16 protein-coding genes and 1 riboswitch are annotated in these 15,011 nt (G+C 71.1%); of the genes, 11 read left to right on the top strand and 5 right to left on the bottom strand.

What is annotated here, in order from left to right; translation table 11 throughout:
* Positions 1–700 precede the first annotated feature (700 nt).
* The 3 genes from ACGH7X_RS34430 to ACGH7X_RS34440 form a co-directional block, all read right to left on the bottom strand.
* Positions 701–1,897 carry an FAD-dependent monooxygenase gene (locus tag ACGH7X_RS34430; RefSeq protein WP_399897543.1) on the bottom strand — a complete coding sequence of 399 codons (1,197 nt, stop codon included), beginning with the start codon at positions 1,895–1,897 and terminating at the stop codon, positions 701–703.
* A 5-nt stretch (positions 1,898–1,902) separates the two neighbouring features.
* On the bottom strand, positions 1,903–3,132 hold the full coding sequence (locus tag ACGH7X_RS34435) for an FAD-dependent monooxygenase (RefSeq protein WP_399892956.1): 1,230 nt from the start codon (positions 3,130–3,132) through the stop codon (positions 1,903–1,905).
* A gap of 283 nt (positions 3,133–3,415) precedes the next feature.
* A complete protein-coding gene (locus tag ACGH7X_RS34440; RefSeq protein ID WP_399892958.1) occupies positions 3,416–3,703 on the bottom strand; it encodes a hypothetical protein in 288 nt (95 codons plus the stop codon).
* 448 nt (positions 3,704–4,151) lie between these two features.
* On the opposite strand from ACGH7X_RS34440, the gene ACGH7X_RS34445 reads away from it, so the two are divergent.
* From ACGH7X_RS34445 to ACGH7X_RS34460, 4 genes are all read left to right on the top strand, one after another.
* Positions 4,152–4,790, top strand: a complete 639-nt coding sequence (locus ACGH7X_RS34445; RefSeq protein WP_399892961.1) for a TetR/AcrR family transcriptional regulator C-terminal domain-containing protein — start codon at positions 4,152–4,154, stop codon at positions 4,788–4,790.
* A gap of 63 nt (positions 4,791–4,853) precedes the next feature.
* On the top strand, positions 4,854–5,792 hold the full coding sequence (locus tag ACGH7X_RS34450; RefSeq protein WP_399897546.1) for an IS5 family transposase: 939 nt from the start codon (positions 4,854–4,856) through the stop codon (positions 5,790–5,792).
* Between the two features lie 87 nt (positions 5,793–5,879).
* Positions 5,880–6,212: a type II toxin-antitoxin system PemK/MazF family toxin gene (locus ACGH7X_RS34455; RefSeq protein ID WP_399892964.1), complete on the top strand. Its 333-nt coding sequence runs from the start codon at positions 5,880–5,882 to the stop codon at positions 6,210–6,212.
* Positions 6,213–6,541: 329 nt separating this feature from the next.
* Positions 6,542–6,796, top strand: coding sequence for a hypothetical protein (locus tag ACGH7X_RS34460; protein WP_399892967.1), 255 nt, complete (start codon positions 6,542–6,544; stop codon positions 6,794–6,796).
* A 46-nt stretch (positions 6,797–6,842) separates the two neighbouring features.
* On the opposite strand, the gene ACGH7X_RS34465 is transcribed toward ACGH7X_RS34460, so the two are convergent.
* On the bottom strand, positions 6,843–7,316 hold the full coding sequence (locus ACGH7X_RS34465; RefSeq protein WP_399892969.1) for a hypothetical protein: 474 nt from the start codon (positions 7,314–7,316) through the stop codon (positions 6,843–6,845).
* A gap of 330 nt (positions 7,317–7,646) precedes the next feature.
* Between ACGH7X_RS34465 and ACGH7X_RS34470 the strand changes: the two genes are divergently transcribed.
* The 7 genes from ACGH7X_RS34470 to ACGH7X_RS34500 all read left to right on the top strand — a co-directional run bounded on the left by ACGH7X_RS34470 (position 7,647) and on the right by ACGH7X_RS34500 (position 13,748).
* On the top strand, positions 7,647–8,738 hold the full coding sequence (locus tag ACGH7X_RS34470; protein ID WP_399892972.1) for an enoyl-CoA hydratase/isomerase family protein: 1,092 nt from the start codon (positions 7,647–7,649) through the stop codon (positions 8,736–8,738).
* 96 nt (positions 8,739–8,834) lie between these two features.
* A complete protein-coding gene (locus ACGH7X_RS34475; RefSeq protein WP_399892975.1) occupies positions 8,835–8,957 on the top strand; it encodes a putative leader peptide in 123 nt (40 codons plus the stop codon).
* Between the two features lie 120 nt (positions 8,958–9,077).
* Positions 9,078–9,752, top strand: a complete 675-nt coding sequence (locus tag ACGH7X_RS34480) for a glutathione S-transferase C-terminal domain-containing protein (RefSeq protein ID WP_399892978.1) — start codon at positions 9,078–9,080, stop codon at positions 9,750–9,752.
* Positions 9,753–9,805: 53 nt separating this feature from the next.
* Positions 9,806–9,932, top strand: a riboswitch (SAM riboswitch).
* A gap of 30 nt (positions 9,933–9,962) precedes the next feature.
* On the top strand, positions 9,963–10,112 hold the full coding sequence (locus ACGH7X_RS34485; RefSeq protein ID WP_399892980.1) for a hypothetical protein: 150 nt from the start codon (positions 9,963–9,965) through the stop codon (positions 10,110–10,112).
* Positions 10,113–10,282: 170 nt separating this feature from the next.
* A complete protein-coding gene (locus ACGH7X_RS34490) occupies positions 10,283–11,047 on the top strand; it encodes a GNAT family N-acetyltransferase (protein WP_399892983.1) in 765 nt (254 codons plus the stop codon).
* A 104-nt stretch (positions 11,048–11,151) separates the two neighbouring features.
* Complete coding sequence (locus ACGH7X_RS34495) at positions 11,152–12,351, top strand: LLM class flavin-dependent oxidoreductase (RefSeq protein ID WP_399892986.1); 1,200 nt, start codon at positions 11,152–11,154, stop codon at positions 12,349–12,351.
* 20 nt (positions 12,352–12,371) lie between these two features.
* Positions 12,372–13,748: an NtaA/DmoA family FMN-dependent monooxygenase gene (locus ACGH7X_RS34500; RefSeq protein WP_399892989.1), complete on the top strand. Its 1,377-nt coding sequence runs from the start codon at positions 12,372–12,374 to the stop codon at positions 13,746–13,748.
* Positions 13,749–13,890: 142 nt separating this feature from the next.
* Here ACGH7X_RS34500 and ACGH7X_RS34505 read toward each other — a convergent pair whose 3' ends face one another.
* Positions 13,891–14,970 (bottom strand): hypothetical protein, encoded by a 1,080-nt coding sequence (locus ACGH7X_RS34505; protein WP_399892991.1) that lies wholly within the window; start codon positions 14,968–14,970, stop codon positions 13,891–13,893.
* Positions 14,971–15,011 lie beyond the last annotated feature (41 nt).

The following is a 15,011-nucleotide window of genomic DNA, read 5'->3' on the forward strand; positions in this document are numbered from 1 at the left end:
ACCTGGGCTGTCAGTGCTTGTGGCAGGCGAAGTTGTAGGTGCCCTTGTTGGCGGTATGACGGCGGCCACGACGGCGGCCGTGGCCACTGGAAGGGCGAGGCGCAGCTTCCAGGCCAACATCCTCTGAATCCTCTTTTTGGGGGCACCGACCGGCCGACGAGAGTCGTGGCGCAACAAAAATGACGGGCGTTTCGTCTGCCTGTATGCGATATGCGCGCTAAAAGCATGGGTCTAGGGTTGCCAACGGCGGTTTTTCGCAACGGCAATGGGGCTGTACTGAGGTCGTGCCGGATTCACCGGCGCCCTTGACATTTGACGCCAATACGAATGTCTCCTCGCGATGCTGGCCCGATGTCGGCCAGGCAGGCACCGCCAAGCGCGACGGCCAGAGCGGCACCCTGGGTGGGACGCCGAGGAACTCCGGATCGGGCCCGTCGTGGGTGAAGAAGCCGAGGGGAACCCCGTCGCGATGGCCGGCGCCTCGAACACGAACGCCACCGGGTCGCGCAGGCGAAGAACCCCCGGCGCCGCGCCGGCCGTAGGTCATGCTGCCGTGCACGAGCAGGAAGAGGATCAGGCCGAGCATCATCGGCAGGGCCGAATCGTCACGAGAAGGGGCGCGAGCCCGCGGCCACCACGATGTCCTCGATGCACCAGGTCCGGTGACACGCGTCGTCCCTCGTCGATGCGGACACCGTCGTCACCGCGACGTGCCGGACAGCGTCATGTCCTGCGGACCGCCCGCCTCGGTCGCCGGCCGGCGGCCGCGGATCCTGCGGGCCAAACCGACGAGGACCGAGCGCAGCGCCTCGGCCCGACGGCTGGACGGGACGAACATCTGCTGCTTGAGCCGCGCGGCGCGCTGGTGCTTGGTGATGAACGGACGCAGCCCTGCCTCCCAGGCGTCCAGGGCGGCGGCGAGGTCGTCGGGGTGCTCCTGCAGGGCCGCGCCCAGTGCGGCGCCACCGCGCAGCGAGGACGTGGCGCCCATGCCCGAGTAGAGGTTCATGCACCAGGCCGCGTCCCCCACCAGCACGACTCGCCCCGTACTCCACCGCGGCATCCGCACCTGGTGTACCGAGTCGAACACGTGGTCAGGGGCCTCTTCCAGGGAGTCCAGGACGTGGCGCACCGTGGGGTCGTCCATCCCGGAGAAGGCCGCGCGCAGCCGGTCGAGTCGCGACCCGCTGAACTGCTCCTGGATGGCCGTTGTCCGGTAGGTCAGCAGCGCGGTGGGTGCGTGGTCGGCGAGCCCGAACACCCACACCGCCCGCTTGGCGCGCGCGATGATGATGCTGTCGCTCGCCTCGTACGTGGGCGCCTGCTCCTTCAGCTGGAAGGCGCAGATCATCGCGTTCCACGTGGTCAGGTGGTCCTCGTGGGGACCGAACACCATCCGGCGCACGCTTGAGCGCATCCCGTCCGCGCCGACCACCAGGTCGAAGCTCTCGCGGTACTGGCCACCGGTGTCGGAGTTCTCGAGCAGGACCTGCACCTCGGCAGGACCCTCGGTGATCGCGACCGGAGTGGTCGCGAACCGCACCTCGACACCCGTGATGCTCTGCCACAGCGCGGCCTCGATGTCGCCGCGCAGCACTGCTGCCGGCCCTCCGGGTTGGTCCAGGAATCCCAGAGCCGGCCTGCGCCTGCCTCGGCGATCCACCGACCACGCATTCGGGCCGGCCGCGCGTTCCGGGTTGCGGGTGTGCAGGTGGTCGGCGATGCCCAGGTCGACCGCGGCCTGCCGGCCCTCCGGGAACAGCCCGACGAAGTAGCCCCCGGTGCGCCGCTGGGGCGCCCGTTCGACGATCACCGGTGTCCAACCAGCCCGGCGCAGTCCGATCGCCGCGGACATCCCCGCGATCCCGAGCCCCACCACCAACGCCCTCTTCTGCATGGCTGTCATCGCGTCGTGCCGGAGGGGACAGCGGCCGCAGTCGGAGCCGCAGCCTCGGTGAACTCCGCCGCCAGCCGGCGGTGGACGACCCTGCGGACCAGATCGAGAACGCCCGAAACCAGCACCTGGACCGGGCGGCTGGACGGCACGAACCGCTGTTGCTTGATCCGTGCGGAGCGCCGCTGGCTGGTGATGTAGGGACGCAGCCCTGCCTCCCAGGCGTCCAGGGCGGCGGCGAGGTCGTCGGGGTGCTCCTGCAGGGCCGCGCCCAGTGCGGCGCCACCGCGCAGAGAGGACGAGGAGCCCATGGCCGAGTAGGTGTTCATGCACCAGGCCGCGTCTCCCACCAGCACGACCCGCCCCGTACTCCACCGGTCCATCTTCACCTGGTGGATCGAATCGAACACGTGGTCAGGGGCCTGCTCCAGGGAGTCCAGGACGTGGCGCACCACGGGGTCGTCCTCCATCCCGGAAAAGGCCGCGCGCACCTGCTCGATCGACGGCCCGGCGAACCGGTCGGGGATGTCCTCGGTGCGGTAGGTCAGCCACGCGCAGGGCGCGTGGTCGGCGAGTCCGAACACCCACATCGCACGCTTGGGGCGCGAGACGATGATGCTGTCGCTCGCCTCGTACGTGGGCACCTGCTCCTTCAGCTGGAACGCGCAGATCATGGCCTTCCAGTTCGCCAGGTAGTCCTCGTCCGGACCGAACACCATCCGGCGCACGCTCGAGCGCATCCCATCCGCGCCGACCACGAGATCGAAGTCCTCGCGGTACTGCTTCCCGGTGCCGGCGTCCTCGAGCAGGACCCGCACTCCGTCGGCGCCCTCGGTGATCTCGGCCGGAGTGGTCGCGAACCGCACCTCGACGGCGTCCTGGGTCTCGTCGTCGGTGATGCCCTGCCACAACGCGGCCTCGATGTCGCTGCGCAGCACTGCTGCCAGCCCGCTGGGCGCGTCCAGCAATCCCAGAGCCGGCTTCCGCCTGCCCCGGCGATCCACCGACCACGAGTTCCCGCCCGGTCGCCATTCCGGGTTGCGGGTGTGCAGGTGGTCGGCGATCCCCAGGTCGGCCGCGGCTCGCACTCCCTCCGGGAACATGAAGATGAAGTAGCCCCCGGTACGCCGCTCGGGTGCCCGTTCGACGATCACCGGCGTCCAACCGGCGTGGCGCAGCCCGATGGCCGCGGACATCCCCGCGATCCCGAGCCCCACCACTAGTGCCCTCTTCTGCATGGCTTTCCTTTCTCCGATTACGTTCTGATGGATGGATGGCTCGATCCGCCACGACGGCGACGCGGCTGCGGCCAGTGTGTGCCCATGCCTCACCGACCCCAACGGGCACGCGGTGTGGGGCAGTTGCGGGGATCCGTAGGCGCAGCGGGCCATGACTTCGGGCGCCTCGGCGAGCATCTCCCCGACTGACCGCGATCCGACGCCGCTCCCGGTGATCCAAATTCGCGGGCTGCGCAGCAAGGTCCGCGGGCAGCGACGCCTCCGAGCCGGCGGACGAGCCGATTTAGACGTGGGCCGTGTTCGCCCCGGTGTTCTCGCCGTTGCTGAGCGGCGCGGCGAAGAAGGCCTTGGTGACAGGCCCCCACAGGCAGTTCGGCACGAGCCTGGGCGACGTCTCGGACATCGCATCGGCCAGAGCCTGCTCCAGAGCGTCGGGCCCGTCCTGGGTCAGCGACACGGTCGTCGCTCCCGCGCCGCGCAGCCGCCCGAGCGCCTTCGGATCGCGCCCGGCGGCGATGACCCGCTCTGCCCCGAAAGCCAGTGCCCCCTGTGCGGCAAGGCTGCCCGACATTCCGTGGCGTCCAGCACCAGTACGGTGTCCAACGCTCCCACTTCCCTGCGTCGCGCGGGGAGGGTCATCCAGCGCGACAGGCCGGGGTTCATGCCCGCGGCGATCGCGAGTGGATCCGCCCCCGCCGGAACCTCCTTCCGGAAGGCAGCGACCAGCCGCCCGACCGTCGTCCCGAAGGACGGACGCGCGCGCTCGGTGTGGACCAGTCGCCCGTACCGGCGGATACCTCATCCGGCCGCGGCCGTAGTGCCGCCAGGTAGCCAGCCCGCGCCCGTTGTTGACCAGGCCGGCTCCGATGAGGTGCAAGGGCTCGGGACCGGGCGGGACCGTCGGCTCGGGCAAGTCGGCGCAGAAGGGCGCGGTGAAGGTTGCAGCACGCATCACGGGCACTCCTTAACTAAGTTCAGTGCTGTGGCCAGCATTCCTGAACGCTGTTAAGGTGTCAACCATGACCAAGGGCATCACCCGGGAGCACATCGTCACGGCGGCGCTCGAACTCCTCGACGACCAGGGCATGGACGCCCTCACCGTCCGTACACTCGCCTCCCGGCTGGACGTCCGCCCCTCCGCGCTCTACTGGCATGTGCGCAACAAGCAGGAGCTGCTCGACGAGATGGCCACCGAGGTCATGCGCCGGGTGGCTGACGCCCTCGCCGCGGTCCCGCCGGGCGACGGATGGCGCGACGACCTCGCCGCCTACGGCCGCGTGTTGCGCTCGGAGTACCTGCTCCACCGCGACGGGGCCCGCATCTTCAGCGGCACCCGGATCACCGACCCGGATGTGGTCCGCATGAAGGAGCCGCTGTTCGAACGCTGGACCGCGTCCGGCTGGAAGTCCGCCGACGCGGACGACGCCATCGACCTGGTCACCGCGTTCGCCGTTGGCTTCGTCATTGAGGAGCAGGAGAGGCGCCAGGCCGTCGGGGCCGATCCGTCGCGGTACTCGATCGACCAGCGCGACGCCTGGCTCGGCGAAGGCGCGTCACTGGTCAAGGAGGCCGGGCACCTCCGCGACGACGGCGACCGGCGGTTCGAACGGCTCCTCGGCATGGTCCTCGACGGGATTGGCGCCCGGCTGGACACGTGACTCCTCCGCGCCTGCGCACTAAGGCGTGTCTCTTCGATCATGCAGCTCGTTGTTCTGGTCATGATGAGTCGGGGGGATCTGACCGACGCCGAGTGGGCTGTGCTGGAACCGCTGCTGCCAGTGAGCAACAACCGGTGCGGCCGGTGGCGCGATCACCGACAGGTGATCAACGGGATCATGCACCGGTTGAGCACCGGAGTGCAGTGGCGAGAGCTGCCCGAACGCTTCGGGCCGTGGAAGACCGCTCACAAACGGCACTTGCTGTGGTCGGCTGACGGCACCTGGGAGAGGCTCCTGCAGCACGTCCAGTCCGTCGCCGATGCCGATGGCGGCATCGACTGGAACATCCAACGTCGACTCCACCGTTGCGCGTGCTCACCAGCACGCCGCGGGGTCGCCCAAGGGCCCACCGCCCGCACCGCCGGGCTCCTCAAAAGGGGCTCTGCAAAGTTCGGTTCAACGACTGCCGGCGGTGGTGAGCCTGCGCGACCTGCTGGAGGAGGCGGTACAGCAGGTGAAGCCCTCGGCCGGTCCCGCGGCGGGCTGACCACCAAAATCCACATCGCTGCAGAGGGCCGCTGCCGCCCGCTGTCCCTGCTCATCACGCCGGGACAGCGGGCGGACTGCACCCAGTTCGAGCCGGTCATGGACAAGATCCGAGTTCCCCGCATGGGGCTCGGGCGTCCTCGCCGCACGCCGGACAGCGTCGGAGCCGACAGGGCGTACAGCAACCGTATGATCCGCGCCTACCTCCGCAAGCGCGGGATCCGGCATGTGATCCCGGAGAAGAAGGACCACAAGGCCGCCCGCCTACGCCGGGGTTCACGAGGAGGACGGCCCCTGGGCTTCGACAAGGAGCGGTACAAAGATCGCAACACGGTGGAGCGGGCCATCGGAAAGCTGAAGCAGTTCAGAGCCGTGGCCACCCGGTATGCCAAGCGCGGATACGTCTACCTCGGCACCGTCACCGCCGCAGCACTCCTCATCTGGCTCCGCTCGTGATCGGCTGGAGCTTTTGGGACCGACAATGGGCTATTCGAAACCGGGCGCACAGCAGCGTTCGCCCGCCGTTCTGTGTCAGGAGGACCTATGCAACGAGGCGAAGTCTGGTGGGCGGATTTCGGCGAGCGGCGCCTGGTCGTGCTGCTCTCGGGGGAAGCAGAATCCGAGGTCCGGGCGATGCAGGTCGTCGATCCTGCGGGCACCGAGCTCAGCGGCGTTGCCGCTGAGCTGGCAGTAGGCGCCTCCGAAGGACTACCTCTTGAAGGTGTCCTGCGAGTCGCACTCCCGCGTCCAGGCCTCATCCCCTGCACTTGGCTGGTCAGCCTCACCCGGGAAGACCTGATCGAGCGGGTGGGAGCCCTGTCGACCGCGAAGCTCGGTGAGCTCCAAGATCTCCTCCACCTCGGTGGACTTGAGTAGCCACCCGTGGGTCGCGATCACCCGCTACCACCGCGCGGCCACGTCCAGCCCGGCGGCACCGTGACAGCCTCCGCACTCCTCAACTGGCTCCGATCGTGATCGAAGAGACAGGCCCTAGGGTCCGTCTTCAAGGATCACCTGGGTGGTAGATCATGCTGTCGTGGTAGGTCGTCATGAACTTACTGACCAGGAGTGGGAGTTACTTGCTCCGCTGATACTCGGGGCCGCTACGGGGCGGCCTCGCGTGGAAGACCGACAGGTCATCAACGGGATGGTTTAATCGACTCCAGGGATTTCGAGGCGCCGGGTGTCGGGTCATCCTGCGCACCGTGAAGGACGAGCTGTCCAACGGCCCGACCCTGCTCTTCTGCCGGCAGCTCGATGCGGTCGCCGTACCGTTGGCAGCGCTCGAATTCCGAAGCGGCAGACTTACCCTCCGGGGTGTCGGGGTCCGTGATGCTCAGCGCGATGTGGAGTGGCTGGTCACGGTCGGCTCCGGGATAGGCGGGAAGGACTTCGATTCCGGTGTGCGGTCCCGGGCCGGCGGTGATGCGAAAGTCGTAGTGCGGGTCCAGCTCGGCTAGGCGGTCGCACAATTGTCGGAGCCGCGCGGCCGCAGTCTGCAGCGTGTCAATGGGTGAGGTGTGACTTCGGGCGACCTCCTGAAGCAGGTGCCCCCAGCTCCGCGTGATGGTCGGCGAAATAGACCCGGCGGACAGCCGGGTGCTCGGCCAGCCGGGCCTTGATCCAGGTGGCCCCGCGCCACGAAAGAGGGAACGAGAACCGCTGCTGAAGGCTGCTGAACCACTTCTCCTCGGTCGGGTTGAGGTCGATCGGCACGCTGACGTCCCCACTGACGGGGTTCAGCAGGGCTGCCCGACCCAAGGACTTCTCGACCTTCTCCCGGCGCCCCTTTGCCATCCGGCCAGTGAAGGATTTCGTCTCGAAGACGTGGACCCCGTGAGGGCCTGTGAGCTGTGCGTCTCTGCCGCCATCGCCACCTGATCCATCGACGCGCAGGAGCTGCGGATGCATGCAACTGAGTAGGCCGGTGATAACCTGTTCGGAGGCCCGTGGATCCTTCGGCCACTCCATGTCACCCACGCCTGCCGCCCTTCGAGGCCACGGACCGATCTGGCTGATCTCTCACGGTAACGCCGGCCGCTGATAGGGCCCTCGAAGCTGGCTGTTGGACTGCGCCGTCATGGGGACCAGTTGGGGACCAAACGACCTGCGCGATGCCGAATAGTCCCCGTAGCCCGCACTCCTGGGGGTCAAGGGGTCGCAGGTTCAAGTCCTGTTGTCCCGACTGGAGACAGTCACAGATCAGGGCCGGTTTCGGAGCCATCCGAAACGGGCCCTCGGTCATTTCTGTGGGGCAGTCGCCGCCGGCCCGGACCGGCGACGACTTCCTGCGCCCGGAAGCGAGGGGTAGTGAACGACGTGAACACCGGCGAGCACACCGACGTGCTGCTGCACACGGCCGGACGGGCGGCCCACATCACCCTCAACCGGCCCAGGGCCCTCAACGCCCTCACCCACGCGATGGTCCGCCGCATCGACGAGGCGCTCACCGCGTGGGAGCACGATCCGGCCGTCGAGACCGTCGTCGTCACCGGCGCCGGGGAGCGCGGCCTGTGCGCGGGCGGTGACATCCGCGCCATCCACGACGACGCCCGTGACGGCGACGGCAGCGCGTCCGCCGCGTTCTGGCGCGACGAGTACCGCCTCAACGCCCGCATCGCCCGCTACCCCAAGCCGTACGTCGCCGTCATGGACGGCATCGTGATGGGCGGCGGCGTCGGTCTGTCGGCGCACGGCCGGGTGCGCGTCGTCACCGAGCGGTCCCGGGTCGCCATGCCGGAGACCGGCATCGGCTTCGTGCCGGACGTCGGCGGCACCTATCTGCTCGCCCGCGCGCCCGGCGAACTCGGCACCCACCTCGCGCTGACGGGCACGGCAGTCGGCGCCGCCGACGCCCTGCTGTGCGGTCTCGCCGACCACTACGTGCCGTCCGCCTCCCTGGGACGTTTCGCCGACGACCTGGCCGGCCTGCCCCTGCGAGAGGTGCTGGAGCGCCATGCGCAGCAGCCGCCACGGGGCGAACTGGCCGGGCGACGGGCCTGGATCGACGCCTGCTACGCCGCCGACACGGTGGAGGAGATCGTCCGGCGGCTGACCGACCACGGCGAACCGGACGCCAAGGAGGCCGCCGAGACGCTGCTCGCCAAGTCGCCCACCGCGGTGAAGGTCACCCTGGCCGCCGTACGCCGCGCCCGGCGGCTCGACTCGCTGGAACGCGTCCTCGACCAGGAGTACCGCGTCTCCTGCGCGGCCCTCACCACCCCCGACCTGGTGGAGGGCATCCGCGCCCAGGTCGTCGACAAGGACCGCACCCCGCGCTGGTCGCCCGCCGACCTCGCCGACGTCACCGACCAGGACGTCGAGCGGTTCTTCCGCCCACTCGGCGAGCGGGAGCTGGGGCTCTCCGCCGCGACCGGCACCGCCGCGCAGGCCGCCCGCTGAACAGCGTGGCGTTTCCCAGGAGGCGGACACCCTCTTGACGCGCCCCGGACGCCGGTCGACACTTCCCTAGGAATCCTAGTGAACAGGTAGGGAAACATGGGGCGCCTCGACCAGGTCACCGGCGACGAGCACCGCACGCCCGGGCCGTCCCCCATGCTCACCTCCCGCCGGCACATTGACCTCCTCCGCGTCTGCAGCGCGATCGGCTCCCCGCGCTGAACCCGCTCGGCGCCGGCCGACGGCGGTCCCCGTACGGACACCGCCCGCACCGCGCCCGCTCACGGTCCGCCGCCCACCTCCGCCGCGTGTACGTCCACGCGCCCGCACCCGGGGAGAACCATGTCCGTCACGCCGCTCACCCCCGCCCCCGCCTTCCGGGGGCGCCTCGGCCGCGACCCGCGCAGCGGCCACTACGCCGTACCGCGCCGCTACCGCCTCCACCTGTCACCCGGCGACGACGACTGTCTGGGCATCGCCGTCGTGCACAGCCTCCTCGGCCTGGACCAGATCTGTCCGGTGACCGTCCTGGACCGGGAACCCGACTGCGCCGACGGCGGCCACTCCGTGCTGCGCCCGCTGTACGAGGCCAGCGCACACCACTACCGGGGCCCGGCCGTCGCGCCGGTCCTCAGCGACGGCTGGTCGGGCCGGATCGTGAGCACCCACGCGCGCGACATCAAGCGCGACCTCGCCCGGTCCTTCACGTCCGCGGCCGGTCCGGTGCTGTACCCGCGCGGCACGGAGGGGGAGACGGCTGCCGTCGAGGAGCTGTGCGCGCGGACCGCCGATCCACAGGCGCTGCCCGGCGTGCTGGACGCGCTGGAGCGGCGCCTGACCGCGCATCCCTACCTCCTGGGCGACCGGCTGACCGCGGCCGACGTCGAGGTGTGGGTGGCCCTCGTGCGGCGCGACACCCCGCGCCGCGCCGCCGGCCACCCCGCCCTGTGGTCCCACGTGCGGCGCCTGTCCGCCCACCCGGCGTTCGGCCGCCACCTCGCGGAACGTCCCAGCTGACGGAACGGCGTTGACACCCGCCGGGTCAACTGCCTTACTTGCGGACCAAGAACGGTCATGAGTGTCAGCGACAAGCCCTGGCTCGCTGGCCGGCAACCCTCGCTCCGCGGTGGGGTGCCCCAGGTGACGACCGGACCGGATGACTCACTTCGACATGACTCACTTCGGTAAGCGCGAGGCCCAAGGGGCCGGACAGTGACGGTGACGGACATGCGCACAGCTCCCAGGACGGCCCGGCGCCGCGCCCAGGGCCGCGTACGCCCGTACCCCAGCCCGCTCGTCGCCGACCGCGCCGTCGACCTGCTCCGCGTCAGCAGCGCACTGTGTACCGGCTCCGGCCGCGCCCGCTGCCAGTACTGAACAGCCCGTTCAGCCCCGCGGCGGGCGCCCGGCCACGACGAACACCGCCCCCGCGCCGGGGAGCGGTCCCACCGCCCTGCCGTCCCGCCGTAGCGGCCCGGACAATGCATGACGCCCTGTCACCGCATCGCGCCGCCGGTCGTTTCGCCGTACGAAAGGACTCCGCGCCCGTGAACCACCCGACCGGCCTCCGCGCGGACGCGTCCCGGATCGCCCCCGGCCCGCATCCGCTCGACAACGCCGTCTGGGCCGCCCTGACCGGGCCCCACGCCCACTTCGCCGAACGCGTGGGCCGGGCCGCCCGCTACCCCTTGGACGTGGCCGTCTTCACCGCCCTCGCCGACCCCGCGGACCCGGCCGCCTGGGCCGACCTGCACCGGCTCGTCGGCCCGGACACCGCCGTCGCGCTGCCCGGCGGGCACCGGGTCCCCGAGGGCTGGCGGACCTCCGGCGGCGTGCCGGGCGTGCAGCTCGTCGACACCGCGCTGCGTGCCGAGCCCGACCCGGACGCGGTACGGCTCGGACCGGCCGACGTGCCCGAGATCCTCGATCTGGTCGCCCGCACCCGGCCCGGCCCCTTCCTGCCCAGGACGGTGCTGCTCGGCACCTACCTCGGCATCCGGCACCGGGGCCGGCTGATCGCCCTGGCCGGCGAGCGGCTGAGACTGCCCGGCTGGACGGAGATCAGCGCCGTGTGCACCGACCCGGAGCACCGCGGCCGGGGCCTGGCCGCCCGCCTGGTCCGTGCCGTCGCCGCGGGCATCCGGGAGCGGGGCGACACCCCGTTCCTGCACGCGGCCGCGAGCAACACCGGAGCCATCCGGCTCTACGAGTCCCTCGGCTTCACCCTGCGCCGCCACACCTGCTTCCTCGAAGTACGCACCCCCGCCACCCCCGCCGCCCCCGCCACGGCCCCCGTGACGGCGACGCCGTGACGGGCGGCGGACGGCCCAGACCCCCCGCACCACCGCGCGCCGTCCCACGCGAGGCCGGCGCTTCGTACGACCACCAGGACGGACCACCAGGAAGGCACCCATCCGTGTCCACCACTCCTTCCGAACCACTGCACCTCGCCGTCGCCCTCGACGGCACCGGCTGGCACCCCGCCTCCTGGCGCGAGCCCTCGGCCCGCCCCCGGGAGCTGTTCACCGCCGGTTACTGGGCCGACCTCGTCGCCGAGGCCGAGCACGGCCTGCTCGACCTCGTGACCATCGAGGACGGCCTCGGCCCGCAGTCCTCCCTCCTCCTCGCCCCCGACGAGCGCACCGACCAGGTCCGCGGCCGGCTGGACGCCGTACTGATCGCCGCCCGCGTCGCACCCCTGACCCGGCACATCGGACTGGTGCCGACCGTGATCGCCACCCACACCGAGCCGTTCCACGTCTCCAAGGCGATCGCCACCCTCGACTACGTCAGCACCGGCCGCGCCGGACTGCGCGTGAAGATCTCCGCCCGCCCCGACGAGGCCGCCCACTTCGGCCGTCGCACCGCCCCGCACATCGACGACTACGAGAGCCCCGCCTCCCGGGAGGCGGTCACCGAACTGTTCGACGAGGCCGCCGACCACGTCGAGGTCGTCCGCCGGCTCTGGGACAGCTGGGAGGACGACGCGGAGATCCGGGACGCGGCCACCGGCCGCTTCGTCGACCGGGACAAGCTGCACTACATCGACTTCCAGGGACCGCGCTTCAGCGTCAAGGGCCCCTCCATCACGCCCCGCCCGCCGCAGGGCCAGCCACCGGTGACCGCGCTCGCCCACGCGACCGTGCCGTACCGGCTCGTGGCCCGGCAGGCGGACGTCGGCTACGTCACCCCGCACGACGCCGGCCAGGCACGGGCGATCGTCGCCGAGATCCGCGCCGAGCAGGAGCGCGCCGGACGCGCCGCGGAGCCGCTGCACGTCTTCGCCGACCTGGTGGTCTTCCTGGACGACGACCCGGCCCGCGCCGCCGCCCGCAGGGACCGTCTCGACGAGCGTGCCGGACAGCCGTACACCAGCGACGCCCGGATCTTCACCGGCAGCCCCGCGCAACTCGCGGACCTGCTCCAGGAGTTCGCGTCGGTCGGGCTGACCGGCTTCCGGCTGCGGCCCGCCGTCCACGGCGACGACCTCCCGGCGATCACCCGCGGCCTGGTCCCCGAACTCCAGCGCCGCGGAGCCTTCCGCCGCGCCTACGAGGCGGACACCCTGCGCGGACTGCTCGGGCTGTCCCGCCCCGTCAACCGCTACGCCGCCTGAGCCGGAAGGGACACCAAGCCATGACCGAGCCGCTGAAGCAGATCCACCTGGCCGCGCACTTCCCCGGCGTCAACAACACCACGGTGTGGAGCGACCCCCGCGCCGGCAGCCACATCGAGTTCAGCTCCTTCGCCCACTTCGCGCGGACCGCCGAACGCGCCAAGTTCGACTTCATGTTCCTCGCCGAAGGCCTGCGCCTGCGCGAACAGGGCGGGAAGATCTACGACCTCGACGTCGTCGGCCGCCCCGACACCTTCACCGTCCTCGCCGCGCTGGCCGCCGTCACCGACCGCCTCGGCCTGACCGGCACCATCAACTCCACCTTCAACGAGCCCTACGAGGTCGCCCGCCAGTTCGCCGGCCTCGACCACCTCTCCGGCGGGCGCTCCGCCTGGAACGTCGTCACCTCCTGGGACGCCTTCACCGGCGAGAACTTCCGGCGCGGCGGCTTCCTGCCGCAGGACGAGCGCTACTCCCGCGCCCGCGAGTTCCTCACCACGGCGAACGAACTCTTCGACTCCTGGCGCGGCGACGAGATCGTCGCCGACCCGGACACCGGAACCTTCCTCGGCGACGCCAAGGCCGGCGCCTTCGTGCACCAGGGGCAGCACTTCGACATCCACGGCCGCTTCGACGTCCCGCGCTCCCCGCAGGGCCGCCCGGTGATCTTCCAGGCCGGGGACTCCGAGGAGGGCCGCGAGTTCGCCGCCGCCGAGGCGGACGCCGTCTTCAGCCGGTACGCCACCCTCAAAGAGGGACAGGACTTCCACCGGGACGTCAAGCGGCGCCTGGCCAAGTACGGCCGCGCCGCCGACCAGTTGCTGATCCTGCCCGCCGCGACCTTCGTACTCGGCGACACCGACGCCGACGCCGAGGAACGCGCCCGCGAGGTCCGACGGCAGCAGGTCAGCGGGGCCACCGCCCTCAAGCACCTGGAGTTCGTCTGGAACCGGGACCTGTCCTCCTACGACCCGGAGGGCCCGCTGCCCGACGTCGACCCGGTCGTGAGCGAGGAGCACATGGCCCGCGGCCGGGCCCAGGTGCGGACGTACCGGGACCCGCTGGCCACCGCCCGCGAATGGCGCGAACTGGCGGCGGCCAACAACTGGTCCATCCGCGACCTCGTCATCCACACCGGCAACCGCCAGACCTTCGTCGGCACCCCGGCCACCGTCGCCCGCACCATCAACGACTTCGTCCAGGCCGACGCCGCCGACGGCTTCATCCTCGTCCCGCACATCACCCCCACCGGCCTGGACGAGTTCGCCGACACGGTCGTCCCGATCCTCCAGGAACAGGGCGTCTTCCGCGCCGACTACGAGGGCACCACCCTGCGCGACCACCTCGGCCTGGCCCACCCCGACGCGGAGCGCGTCAACCACCGGGAGGCGTCGTGAAGAAGTCGCCGTGCCCGCCGCCCCCTCGCGGCGGACACGGCGTGTGCCGCTATACGTCACCCTCCCCCGAAGGTGGCGTATAGCGGCCGGCCCCCGGCGCCGGACTGTGGCCACGGCACCCGGGCGTCTGTGAGCCGCGCGGTCACCAGCACATGACCGCCGTCTCGCCCGCACCCCACGAGGAGTACAGACGCACCCGGACGACATAGCGGCGGCCCTTGACGAAACGGGCCCTGATCGAGGCGTTGCGGGGGCTTGCCCCGTCGTCGTGTCCGGCGAGGTAGCGCGGGACACCGTCCCGCTCCTCGAAGATGACGACGACGGCGTCGCTGTCACCGAAGGTGCCCACGGTGTACTCGCGGGTCTCCGGCGGGTCCACGCGGAAGTCGGCCTGCTCGCCGGGTCCCAGACCCAGCGGCACCGAGCGGAACGGCACCAGCGGACCCGGCCGGCCGGTGGGCGGGTACCAGCGCAGGGCGAACTCCTTGTCGGCGGCGGAGAGGGTACCGGGCGGGTGCAGACCGGAGCGGTAGTGCTCGGGCTCCAGTATCAGCCCCGAAGGGAAGGGATACTCCATGATCGACTGCGGATCCCAGACCGGGCCGTTGACCTCGTCGCTGTCGAGCTTGCGCAGGATGTTGTGGAAGGTCCGCTCCCGGCTCCAGTGGTTCGGCGGGCCCGCCAGTTCGGCGTAGACGGCCTCGTCGTCCCAGAGGATGCCGGCGAACGGGCTCTGGTGCTCGTGCAGCATGCCGAGCGCGTGCCCGATCTGGTGCAGGGCCGTCGCGCGCTCACCCGGTGCGGTCAGGTCCCACCCGAAGTTCATCGTACGGTCGTTCAGACCCACCCGGAGCGCGTCCTTGCCCACCGCCGACCAGGACCCGTCGCCGGGCTGGAAGCCGATGCGAAGTTCCGCCTCCGAGCGGTCGCGGACCTCGGTGAGTTCGAGCCCGATGCCGAGGTCCCGCCACTCCCGGAAGCAGTCGCGCACCACGTCCCGCTGCTCGTCGGTCCCCACCCACGAACCCCGGCGCGGCCGCCCGGTGCCCGGCATCGGCACCACGGAGGTGTCGGTGTCGCCGCCGAGGAAGCAGTAGTGCAGAACGGTTCCGTTGACCCACATCCGCTGCCCGCCGACGAGCGCGGCGACGCGCTCGGCGGCCAGCCCCGGTGCGAGCACGGGGGCAGGCTGCTGCGCGAGCGAGCAGTAGCGTGCGGTCATGGCCCCCAGCGTGCCGTCCGGGCAGGTCCCGGCGCCTGAGT

This window comes from Streptomyces sp. BBFR51, from assembly GCF_044591655.1.
In the GTDB taxonomy this organism is placed as follows: Bacteria; Actinomycetota; Actinomycetes; order Streptomycetales; family Streptomycetaceae; genus Streptomyces.

Bases quoted from the DNA above. Each gene is read 5' to 3' on its own strand.
- ACGH7X_RS34505 (WP_399892991.1), bottom strand. From the start codon at position 14,970: ATGACCGCACGCTACTGCTCGCTCGCGCAGCAGCCTGCCCCCGTGCTC.
- ACGH7X_RS34450 (WP_399897546.1), top strand. From the start codon at position 4,854: ATGAGTCGGGGGGATCTGACCGACGCCGAGTGGGCTGTGCTGGAACCG.
- ACGH7X_RS34435 (WP_399892956.1), bottom strand. From the start codon at position 3,132: ATGCAGAAGAGGGCACTAGTGGTGGGGCTCGGGATCGCGGGGATGTCC.
- ACGH7X_RS34440 (WP_399892958.1), bottom strand. From the start codon at position 3,703: ATGTCGGGCAGCCTTGCCGCACAGGGGGCACTGGCTTTCGGGGCAGAG.
- ACGH7X_RS34480 (WP_399892978.1), top strand. From the start codon at position 9,078: ATGTCCGTCACGCCGCTCACCCCCGCCCCCGCCTTCCGGGGGCGCCTC.
- ACGH7X_RS34485 (WP_399892980.1), top strand. From the start codon at position 9,963: ATGCGCACAGCTCCCAGGACGGCCCGGCGCCGCGCCCAGGGCCGCGTA.
- ACGH7X_RS34430 (WP_399897543.1), bottom strand. From the start codon at position 1,897: ATGCAGAAGAGGGCGTTGGTGGTGGGGCTCGGGATCGCGGGGATGTCC.
- ACGH7X_RS34475 (WP_399892975.1), top strand. From the start codon at position 8,835: ATGGGGCGCCTCGACCAGGTCACCGGCGACGAGCACCGCACGCCCGGG.
- ACGH7X_RS34500 (WP_399892989.1), top strand. From the start codon at position 12,372: ATGACCGAGCCGCTGAAGCAGATCCACCTGGCCGCGCACTTCCCCGGC.
- ACGH7X_RS34445 (WP_399892961.1), top strand. From the start codon at position 4,152: ATGACCAAGGGCATCACCCGGGAGCACATCGTCACGGCGGCGCTCGAA.
- ACGH7X_RS34455 (WP_399892964.1), top strand. From the start codon at position 5,880: ATGCAACGAGGCGAAGTCTGGTGGGCGGATTTCGGCGAGCGGCGCCTG.